Origin of the sequence: Cyanobium sp. WKJ7-Wakatipu, from assembly GCF_024345355.1 — a bacterium.
Lineage (GTDB): Bacteria > Cyanobacteriota > Cyanobacteriia > PCC-6307 > Cyanobiaceae > Cyanobium_A > Cyanobium_A usitatum.
This window is the reverse complement of record NZ_JAGQAY010000049.1, coordinates 1-9,162: the sequence shown is the minus strand read 5'-3', so window position 1 is coordinate 9,162 and position 9,162 is coordinate 1. Positions and strand designations below refer to the sequence as shown.

Below are 9,162 nucleotides of genomic sequence, written 5' to 3'. Positions count from 1 at the left end.
ACGGGACCTCACACCTTCACTGCTATTTCCGTCACTAGCTGATCTCTCAGCTAATAAAACCAAAGCTCCAACACCCTCCCTCTCAGGCGGTGCAGGCTCCCTTGATCCGTGACGCAGTGAAAGCGTCGGTTCCTAAACTTTTTAGTTGTCCAGGTGCTTCCGCCTCCTCCCCCTCTCGGGAGTTCTCGGCGGAACGTCGCCTCTCAGCGACTCAGAAAACTTACAACACCGTCGGCTCTCGCCTTCTTCGTCGTAAGCCTGCTCGCTTCGGGATCTTCCCCCTTGCGCGCAGTCCAAAAACATATCACCTCTGTTGCCCTTCTGGCAAGGACCCGTATCGAGCGCGACAGCGCATCAAGCCAAAACCATTGCGGCCAGGCATTTAGGTGCATTCCATTTGCCGCCTTCCCCCTGGCGCCGCTGCAGGCCTTTCAGCGCCAATTGCGCCAAGAGTTGGCCAATAGGGGAGCCACTGGGGCAGGGAGGCTCCCAGGGCTCTGCCAGGGACGGGCCAAAGCAGCTGAAAGAGCCTCTCTATTCATGCCATAAAAAAAGCCGCGACCGGAGTCGCGGCTCAATGAGGGGACCTAGACAGAATGCCTAGGCTGATTTGCTCCTAAATCTCAGAACAGACCAAGGGTGAGTGACTTGTCGATCGGCATAGCTGCGCCAATGCCGAGATAAATCGCAAACACCGTGCCGAACAAGAAGGTGGCCATGGCCACGGGCCTGCGGAAAGGATTCTGAAACTTATTGAAACTCTCGATGAAGGGCACCAGCATCAGGCCCAGGGGGATCATCGTCTGCAGGGCAATGCCCAAAAGCTTGTTAGGAACGACCCTGAGGATCTGGAAGACCGGATACAGGTACCACTCAGGCAGGATCTCGAGCGGGGTTGCAAACGGATCAGCCTTGTCGCCCAGCATGGCCGGATCCATGACTGCCAGACCAACCATGCAGCCAATGGTCCCGAGGATTACCACGGGGAACATGTAGAGGAGGTCGTTGGGCCAGGCTGGCTCACCGTAGTAGTTGTGACCCATGCCCTTCGCCAACTTGGCGCGGAGCTTGGGATCGGTGAGATCGGGCTTCTTAAGGATGTGCATGGCAGCTGCCGGCAGCAGGGATCTTTGTGGTGATGGTGTGGAGCTTAAGGGGTGAGATTCGGGAGGCGAGAGGCCTCGAATCAATAGGTCACAAGGGACCAGAGATGCCCTGCTTCCGGATCATCAGGAAGTGCATCAGCATGAAAACGGCAAGCAGCCAAGGCATCACGAAGGTGTGCAGGCTGTAAAAGCGGGTCAGGGTGGACTGACCAACGCTCTCTCCACCGCGGAGAAGCTCAACCATGAAATCTCCGATTACCGGCACAGCCGCGGGGACTCCAGAAACAATTTTGACGGCCCAGTAGCCGAGTTGATCCCAAGGCAAGGAGTAGCCGGTAACGCCGAAGGAAACGGTGATCACCGCCATGGTGACGCCCGTAACCCAGGTGAGCTCCCTAGGACGCTTGAAACCACCGGTGAGATAAACGCGGAAGACGTGCAGGATCAGCATCAGCACCATCATCGAGGCGCTCCAGCGGTGCACAGACCTGATCAACCAGCCAAAGCTGACGTCAGTCATGAGGTACTGGACAGAGGAATAGGCCTCGGCCACCGTTGGCTTGTAATAGAAGGTCATCGCAAACCCAGTGGCGAACTGGATCAGGAAGCACACCAGGGTGATGCCGCCCAGGCAGTAAAAAATGTTGACGTGGGGGGGCACGTATTTCGACGAGATGTCGTCGGCAATCGACTGGATCTCAAGGCGCTCGTCGAACCAGTTGTAAACCGGGTTCGAAGCCTGTCCGGAGTTTCCAGCAGGAGTGTTCGCCATGCAGCTGGGAGGTTTGGTTGCGAGAGTCTACCGATGACCTCGAGCCGCTCGTGAGTGCCCCGCCCATTAGGCCAGCGCCTTCTAAACCGTTTGCAACAGCCGTGAAAAACCGCTTGGCAACACTGCTGCAGCATTTGCTTGGCACCGTGCTGGGCCTGGCCCTGCTGGCAGCCAACTGCGCGACGGCCTTGGCCCTCAGCGATACCCAGCAGCTGGTGGTTGAGGCGTGGCGCCTAGTGAACCAGAGCTACGTGGATCCAGGCCGCTTTGAAACGGTGCATTGGAAGCGGCTGCGCCAAAAAGCGCTCGAGCAACCAATCAACAGCTCAGGCGATGCCTACGACGCCATCGAATCAATGCTCACCCCCCTTGGGGATCCCTACACCCGCCTTTTGCGGCCTGCCGACTACGCCACCCTGCGCTCCAACACTCAAGGCACCGTGACCGGAGTGGGACTGCAGCTGGGCTTGCGCAGCAACGACCAAGCAGTCGTTGTGATCGCCCCCCTGGACGGCTCCCCCGCCGCTGAAGCCCTTATCCCTAGTGGCGCCGAGGTACTGCAGGTAGATGGCCAGGACACTGGGGGGCTGGGGCTGGAACGCACCGCAGCCGCCCTGCGCGGCCCCGCCGGGAGCCGGGTGCTGGTGCAACTCAACATGCAAGGACAGCCGCGCGAAGTGGAGCTCGAACGGCGGGAGGTGGAGCTGCGTCCGGTGCGCAGCAAGCGGCTGCGGGTGGGAGAGCACACCCTCGGTTACCTGCGTATCACCCAATTTTCTGAACCGGTGCCCCAGGACGTGCAGGAAGCCCTCGCCGATCTCAACAGCAAGGCGATCGAGGGACTGATTCTTGATCTGCGCAACAACTCCGGCGGGCTGGTGAGCGCCGGCTTAGCCGTGGCCGACGACCTGCTCAATGGCGAGCCCATCGTGGAAACCCAGGACCGTGATGGACTCAGCTCGCCCCAACAGGCCAACCCCGGCATGCTCTTCGATGGGCCGATGCTCACCCTGGTGAACGGCGGCACAGCTAGTGCCAGCGAAATCCTTGCGGGAGCACTTCAAGACAATGGCCGCAGTGAGCTGGTGGGAGCTCAAACCTTCGGCAAAGGGCTGATTCAGACCCTGATACCACTGGGCGACACCAGTGGACTTGCCGTAACCGTGGCCCGTTACCTCACCCCCAGTGGCAGGGACATTCAGCACCAGGGAATCGCACCGGATCTAGTGCTGCCCGAACCCGAACCCTTGGATCCCGGCGGTGAGGGTGACGGCTGGCTTGATGCCGCGGGCCGCTTGCTGGCCAGCCGGCTTGAAGCGACCCTCTGAATATGGGAGAGCGCACTTATCACGATCCACTGCACGGAGCGATTCGACTCGATCGCACCGATCCAGCTGAAGCCCTGGCCATCGACCTGATCGATTCCGCTCCCTTCCAGCGCTTGCGCCGAATACGTCAATTGGGCCCAGCCTTTCTGACCTTCCATGGAGCCGAGTCCAGCCGCTTCACCCATTCCCTCGGGGTGCTGCACCTAGCCCGCCTAGCCCTGCAACAGCTGGAGCGTCACCACCTTGAACTGGCGGAACATCGAGCCGTGCTCTACGCCGCGGCGCTGCTGCACGATGTGGGCCACGCTCCCCTGAGCCACTCCGGCGAGGAGATGTATGGGCTGCACCACGAGGCTTGGTCGGGGCGTCTGATCCGGGAGCATCCGGCCTTGCGCGACCGCCTCGAAGCCCACTCCCCCGGCACGGCCAGCGTCGTGGCCGACCTGCTAGAGCACGGCCGCCACCCCTGCCCGGCGATCAAGGCCCTAGTGAGCAGCCAGCTGGACTGCGACCGGCTCGATTACCTGGTCCGCGATAGCTACAGCACGGGCACTACCTACGGGCGGCTGGATCTCGAGCGGATCCTGGCCGCCTTCACCTTGGCTCCCGATGGCCAGCTGGCGATCACCCCAAAGGGCCTGATGGCCGTGGAGCACTACCTGGTGGTGCGCAACCTGATGTATCGCAGCGTCTACAACCACCGGCTCAACGTGGTGTGCAACTGGCTGCTCAACCAGGCCATCGCCACTGCCCGACGCCTGGGGCCAAAGCGAGTTTGGGCCGACCAGGTGATGGGCCGCTGGCTGTGGCACTGCGACGCTCTCGATCTGGAGTCTTTTCTTGCCAACGACGACATCCGCACTGGCTACCACCTGATGCGCTGGATGGAAGAGGGCCCGGCCGAACTGCAGGATCCTTGCGGTCGACTGCTGGAGCGGCGTCTACTCAAGGCCACCGATGTGAGTCACTGCAGCCCCGCCCAGCGACTGGAGCTCCTGGCTGCAGCGAGGCAGTTAAGCGAAGCAGAGGGCCTGAGCGCCGAAACCAGCTGCGGCCTGCAGCAGCGCCAGAGCCGCGGTTATCACCCCTACAAGGGTGGACTGCGCCTTTGGGATGGCGAGCACCTACAGGCCCTGGAGCAGCGCTCAAACCTGGTGCAAAGCCTCACTGTTGAAGTCGAGCTGGCCTGGCTGATCCATCCCGGTGAGGTGGCACCTAAGTTGCGCCAATTGCTGGGGCGCTGAGGGGGAATGGGGATGGAGATAGGACCGGGAACGGAGTTGGAGCCTGCTCTCGGAGCCTTGTTGGTTGCAGACGAATCTGGGCGAGGCAGCCACCGGCTAGTGCTGCCCGCCTCTTGCCAGACCCCTTTGCCCGCTCTGGTGCAACAAGCAATCGATAGCGGCGCCCTGCTGGCTAATCGGCCAATCGAGGGCCAGGTGCTGCTCGAGGCTGGGGCCTGGCGTATCGGCCTAAGCCAACTTGGCGAGCTGCAGCGCACCCTGAACGGCCGGGGGCTTGAGCTGGTGACGATCTGCAGCAGTCAGCCCCACACCCACGTAGCAGCTGCGGGGCTGGGAATCTTGAGCCAGTGGCCTAATACAACCGCTCCAGAGAGCCCCGCCAAACCAGATTCCGACCTGCAAGTGCATCGGGGCACCCTTCGCTCCGGCGACCATCTGGAAACATCGGGCAGCGTGCTGCTGCTTGGGGACGTAAACCCAGGGGCGCGGATTTCAGCCGCAGGCCATGTGCTGGTGTGGGGGCGATTGAGGGGTGTTGCCCACGCCGGCTGTCAGGGCGACAACTTCGCCCGCATCGTGGCCCTGCAGCTACGACCGCTGCAGCTGCGCATTGCCGGGGCGGTGGCTAGGGGCCCCGAGGGCGCCCCCCCAGCCGGGTTTGCCGAAGAAGCTCGGATAGTGGCGGGCGCCATCCAAATAGACCCGGCCCAACCAGTCTGGCCCCTTAGCGGTTAATTACACCCAGACCGCCCAGCACACCGGCCACCGCCATAAACCAGAGCGGCGAAATGCGGGTGCGCAACATCAGCACGCAAACCAGAACTGACACCACCACCCCAGCCCAATTGGTGTCAGCCGTGCGCAGAATCTTGAGCCCCACGGCAAACAAAATTCCTAAGGTTATTGGCCCTAGGCCTCGCTCAAACGCCACGCGCCAGGGGGAGTGTTCAAGGCGCTTCCAACTAAGGCAGGCCATGACCATAAGCAAGGTAGAGGGCAACAGGATCGCTGCTTCGGCGCCGTAGGCGCAGAGCAGGGCCCAGAAAGGCCCCTCCCGCCAGCCGGCCCCGAGACCAAGCAAACCCACCAACATTGAGCTGGGACCAGGTGCCGCCTCCGCCAGGGCATAAAGATCGGCGAATTGGGTATTAGTGAGCCAGCAAAACTGGGCCACCGCCAAATGGTGATATTCCGCCAGCAGGGTGTTGCCACCGCCAAGTGAAAACAGCGACAGTGATAAAAACTGCCAGAGCACCTGCACCAAGGTGCCCAAATCGGAGAGGCGAGCTGGCTCACACGCCACCGCCGCGGCCAGCAGCCCACTCATGGATTGCTCTGCCGGCGGGGCCAATACCAAGCCATGGCCAAGGGACCGGCTATCAACACCACTGGAATCAAGCGCTGGTCAAACAAGCTGAGTGCCAGAAAGACCACCGCAGCAAGCAGCAAAGCAACCCGATCATTCCAATACTGATCAAGAATCTTGAAACCCATGGAAAGGGCCATCCCCGCTGCTGCAGCCACCACCCCGGCCAGCACCCGATCTACCGAGGGGATGGTGTGGAAATGGAAATAGGCCAAACCCAGCCCCATCAACAGGCTGAAGGGGAGCAGCAACATGCCGGCCAGGGCTACTAAAGCGCCTGGCAAACCGTGGAACTCGGCACCGATGTACACGGCCATGTTGATCTGATTTGGCCCGGGGAAAAGGCGGGCAACCGTGAGTCCGGTGAGGAATTGCTCGTTGGACATCCAACGGCGCTGCTCGACCACAATCCGCTGGCTCCAGGCGGACAGGCCACCACCAAAGGCCGAGAGCGCCACCTGGAGCATCCCCCAGAACAACTCAGAAAGGCTGGGGCGCCGCTCAGTCATGGACGAAGTGGGGATCTGGTGGCAATTCGCCGTCCTCGTGCAGGCTGGGATCAAGGGGATCTGGAGCGTGATATTTCTTTGCCGCATCCCAATCAGCCTGGAAGGTGCTGCGCAGCCTCTCCACCACCTCGGGGGCATCGGATTCGATGCCAAGCTCGCGCCGCAGATCAAAGGCACTGCGATCGATGTTCATGGAACCGGTCTGGGCGTAGGCACCGTCAACCAAAATCAACTTGGCGTGCAGTTTTAGGTGCTTCTGCCGCCGCACCTTCACACCAAAGCGCTCCATTACCCGCAGCGAAGAGAATGTGTCGTAGATGTCCCAGTCGGAGATGCCGTGCTTGCCACCACAGAGGAAGCGCACCTTCACGCCGCGCTCCCGGGCCGAAATTATTCTCTCCAAAATCACCGCATCCACAAATTTTGGGTGCTGAATCCAAAGGCTTTCGAGCGCCATATCAATGATCCTGGCCATCTGGCCGCGGCTGTGAACGCTGCTCCACACCAGGCCCACAGTGAGATCGGGATGGAAAAAGCTGCGGTTCCAGTCGGCCTCAAAGCAAGCGATCACCTGCTCCACAACAGGCACTGCATAACTGACGACCCCGTAGTCACGGGTCTCAGTGAAGTATTTGTCGCTGAGGTTAAAGGTGGCAATTAGCACGCAGGTGGAATCCACCACCAGCGACTTCTCATGGGTGACTGGAAAGGCTTCGCTGGTCCAGGCCACCTGAATGCCGCAGGCATCGAGGCGGGCATGGGCCTCATCATTCCAACGGTCACCGCCGGAGGTGTGCGGATTGAGCATCACCCGCACCAGCACGCCACGGTGCTGAGCCCGGATCAAGGCCTGCTCAATGGTCTCCGACTGCAACTTGAACTGCTTGATCCGAAGTGTCTCCTGGGCAGAGTCGATCAAAGCCACCACAGCCACTGCGCCGTCATCGGGCATCACCAGCAGCTGCTGGTGATGGTGCAGATGGTTAGGCCCACCTGGGGTTTGGGTCATCCCTTCTCAGAGCCTGAACACCCCTTTTTAGAGCAGCTGCCGCCAGTAGCAATGCCAGCCCCAATACCTGCAACTCAAGGTTTTGGCCTTAACCTGCCCTCAATCCAGCCTGTGCCGTGGCAGCCACGTCTACCCGCTACATCCTGATCTGCTCCGGCAAAGGAGGCGTGGGCAAAACCACCCTCACCGCCAACCTCGGCATAGCCCTTGCCAAGCAAGGGGCTCGCACCGCCGTGCTCGATGCCGACTTCGGCCTACGCAACCTCGACTTGTTGCTCGGCCTGGAAAACAGGATCGTTTACACAGCCCAGGAGGTGCTGGCCGAAACCTGCCGCTTGGAGCAAGCCCTGGTGAAGCACAAGCAAGAGCCAAACCTGGCCTTGCTTCCCGCTGGCAATCCACGGATGCTCGAGTGGCTCCAGCCCGACGACATGCGCAAGATCGCTGCCATGCTCGGCGAGCACTTCGATTACGTTTTAATCGATGCGCCGGCAGGCATCGAGGGGGGCTTTAGGAACGCGATGGCGGCCGCACGCGAAGCAATCGTGGTCACAACACCGGAGGTTTCGGCCGTGCGAGATGCCGACCGGGTGATTGGCCTGCTCAATAGTGAAGGCGTAAAGCCAATCCAGCTGGTGCTTAATCGGGTGCGGCCCAAAATGATGGCAAATCAGGAGATGCTGGCCGTCAGCGATGTCACCGACATCCTGGCCCTGCCCCTACTTGGCCTCGTGCTGGAAGACGAGCAGGTGATAGTGAGCACCAACCGCGGTGAGCCCCTCACCCTCACTGGCAATAGTTCCCCTGCTGGCCGCGCTTACACCAATGTGGCCCGCCGCCTGCAGGGTGAAGAGGTGCCGCTGATCGATCCGAGCAAAGAGCGCCAAGGGCTGCGGGCCACGATCGGTCGCCTGATGCAAACCAAGATCTTCTGAAGCCGATGACCTTGCTTGATGTGATCAACAAACTGTTGGGGCGGCAGCCCGCCAGTGCCAACACGGCTAAGCAGCGACTGCAGTTGGTGCTCGCCCACGACCGCAGCGACCTCAATCCCGAGCTGCTGCAACAGATGCGCCGCGAAATCCTTGAGGTTGTGAGTCGTTATGTGGAAATCGACTTTGAGGAAGGGGATGTGACCCTGGAAACGGAGGACCGAGTCACGGCCCTGGTAGCCAACCTGCCGATTCGGCGAGCCAAGCTGCCGGCTCCCACCCCTATTCCTGAGCCAACCCTGGAGAACGAGCTCAGTTCCTGAGACGGTGTGGGAACTCTTAAGGGCAGCCACACCAATGCCATGCCCTGTTCAACTGCCTTCGAGCATTCAGAACTCTCCGCCGCAGAGCGTCGTGTGCTCGTGCAACTGGAACGGGGCTACAGCAACAAGGCAATTGCCGCCGCCTTAATTCTCAGCAGGCGCACGGTCGAAAGTCATATGTCGAGCCTGCTGGCCAAAACCGGCTGCCAAAGCCGCACCCAGCTGCTGCTCTGGGCGCTGGGTGAGCGATAAGCTCAGAACAGGAAGCCGCCAAACGACTTCCATTGCCGGCTTAGCTCAGTGGTAGAGCAGCGCTTTTGTAAAGCGAAGGCCATCGGTTCAAATCCGTTAGCCGGCTTTGAGGTTCAGATCCATTGCGAGGGAGGGGGTGCAACGGGTCTTGGGGATCGGGGCCTGCCGGAGGAGCCCCGTCTCTTGATAGTGGGTCGTGATTACCCAGCTCACTCCGCACAGGGCGAACTGGTCGCATAGACTGGTACGCATATACCAGCTAGCCCATGTCGCGCAGTGCCGTCCAGTTTCAGAAAGGCCTCTCGCTGCCTGAGTTCCAAC

Annotated in this window: 11 protein-coding genes and 1 tRNA gene; 7 read left to right on the top strand and 5 right to left on the bottom strand. The window is 60.9% G+C overall.

Features of this window, described 5'->3' with window-relative positions; genetic code table 11:
- Window positions 1–623 precede the first annotated feature (623 nt).
- Window positions 624–1,106, bottom strand: coding sequence for a cytochrome b6-f complex subunit IV (petD, locus tag KBY83_RS14860; RefSeq protein WP_106632801.1), 483 nt, complete (start codon window positions 1,104–1,106; stop codon window positions 624–626).
- A gap of 88 nt (window positions 1,107–1,194) precedes the next feature.
- A complete protein-coding gene (gene petB / locus KBY83_RS14855) occupies window positions 1,195–1,878 on the bottom strand; it encodes a cytochrome b6 (protein ID WP_106632802.1) in 684 nt (227 codons plus the stop codon).
- Window positions 1,879–1,979: 101 nt separating this feature from the next.
- Between petB and ctpZ the strand changes: the two genes are divergently transcribed.
- From ctpZ to minC, 3 genes are read left to right on the top strand one after another with little or no spacing between them, the layout of a single operon-like run.
- Window positions 1,980–3,206, top strand: coding sequence for a carboxyl-terminal processing protease CtpZ (gene ctpZ, locus KBY83_RS14850; RefSeq protein ID WP_255020342.1), 1,227 nt, complete (start codon window positions 1,980–1,982; stop codon window positions 3,204–3,206).
- Window positions 3,207–3,208: 2 nt separating this feature from the next.
- Complete coding sequence (locus tag KBY83_RS14845) at window positions 3,209–4,450, top strand: HD domain-containing protein (RefSeq protein ID WP_255020341.1); 1,242 nt, start codon at window positions 3,209–3,211, stop codon at window positions 4,448–4,450.
- A gap of 57 nt (window positions 4,451–4,507) precedes the next feature.
- On the top strand, window positions 4,508–5,185 hold the full coding sequence (minC, locus tag KBY83_RS14840) for a septum site-determining protein MinC (protein WP_255020340.1): 678 nt from the start codon (window positions 4,508–4,510) through the stop codon (window positions 5,183–5,185).
- Here minC and KBY83_RS14835 read toward each other — a convergent pair.
- The 3 genes from KBY83_RS14835 to KBY83_RS14825 are packed head-to-tail and all read right to left on the bottom strand — an operon-like array spanning window position 5,175 to window position 7,334.
- Entirely contained in the window at window positions 5,175–5,777 is a 603-nt protein-coding gene (locus KBY83_RS14835) for a chromate transporter (protein ID WP_106632805.1), read from the bottom strand. The genes minC and KBY83_RS14835 overlap by 11 nt on opposite strands.
- On the bottom strand, window positions 5,774–6,325 hold the full coding sequence (locus KBY83_RS14830; protein ID WP_255020339.1) for a chromate transporter: 552 nt from the start codon (window positions 6,323–6,325) through the stop codon (window positions 5,774–5,776). Before KBY83_RS14830 ends, KBY83_RS14835 begins: the two co-directional genes overlap by 4 nt.
- Window positions 6,318–7,334 carry a phosphatidylserine/phosphatidylglycerophosphate/cardiolipin synthase family protein gene (locus tag KBY83_RS14825; protein WP_255020338.1) on the bottom strand — a complete coding sequence of 339 codons (1,017 nt, stop codon included), beginning with the start codon at window positions 7,332–7,334 and terminating at the stop codon, window positions 6,318–6,320. Before KBY83_RS14825 ends, KBY83_RS14830 begins: the two co-directional genes overlap by 8 nt.
- Before the next feature lie 116 nt (window positions 7,335–7,450).
- Between KBY83_RS14825 and minD the strand changes: the two genes are divergently transcribed.
- The 4 genes from minD to KBY83_RS14805 all read left to right on the top strand — a co-directional run bounded on the left by minD (window position 7,451) and on the right by KBY83_RS14805 (window position 8,947).
- On the top strand, window positions 7,451–8,269 hold the full coding sequence (gene minD, locus KBY83_RS14820) for a septum site-determining protein MinD (RefSeq protein WP_255020337.1): 819 nt from the start codon (window positions 7,451–7,453) through the stop codon (window positions 8,267–8,269).
- Window positions 8,270–8,274: 5 nt separating this feature from the next.
- Window positions 8,275–8,589: a cell division topological specificity factor MinE gene (gene minE / locus KBY83_RS14815; protein WP_255020336.1), complete on the top strand. Its 315-nt coding sequence runs from the start codon at window positions 8,275–8,277 to the stop codon at window positions 8,587–8,589.
- Window positions 8,590–8,628: 39 nt separating this feature from the next.
- On the top strand, window positions 8,629–8,841 hold the full coding sequence (locus KBY83_RS14810; RefSeq protein ID WP_255020335.1) for a response regulator transcription factor: 213 nt from the start codon (window positions 8,629–8,631) through the stop codon (window positions 8,839–8,841).
- A 34-nt stretch (window positions 8,842–8,875) separates the two neighbouring features.
- A tRNA-Thr gene (locus KBY83_RS14805) sits at window positions 8,876–8,947 on the top strand.
- Window positions 8,948–9,162: the final 215 nt, after the last annotated feature.

Excerpts from the sequence above, each read along its gene's own strand:
- minE (WP_255020336.1), top strand. The coding sequence starts at position 8,275 with ATGACCTTGCTTGATGTGATCAACAAACTGTTGGGGCGGCAGCCCGCC.
- petD (WP_106632801.1), bottom strand. The coding sequence starts at position 1,106 with ATGCACATCCTTAAGAAGCCCGATCTCACCGATCCCAAGCTCCGCGCC.
- KBY83_RS14810 (WP_255020335.1), top strand. The coding sequence starts at position 8,629 with ATGCCCTGTTCAACTGCCTTCGAGCATTCAGAACTCTCCGCCGCAGAG.
- petB (WP_106632802.1), bottom strand. The coding sequence starts at position 1,878 with ATGGCGAACACTCCTGCTGGAAACTCCGGACAGGCTTCGAACCCGGTT.
- KBY83_RS14830 (WP_255020339.1), bottom strand. The coding sequence starts at position 6,325 with ATGACTGAGCGGCGCCCCAGCCTTTCTGAGTTGTTCTGGGGGATGCTC.
- KBY83_RS14845 (WP_255020341.1), top strand. The coding sequence starts at position 3,209 with ATGGGAGAGCGCACTTATCACGATCCACTGCACGGAGCGATTCGACTC.
- KBY83_RS14825 (WP_255020338.1), bottom strand. The coding sequence starts at position 7,334 with ATGACCCAAACCCCAGGTGGGCCTAACCATCTGCACCATCACCAGCAG.
- KBY83_RS14835 (WP_106632805.1), bottom strand. The coding sequence starts at position 5,777 with ATGAGTGGGCTGCTGGCCGCGGCGGTGGCGTGTGAGCCAGCTCGCCTC.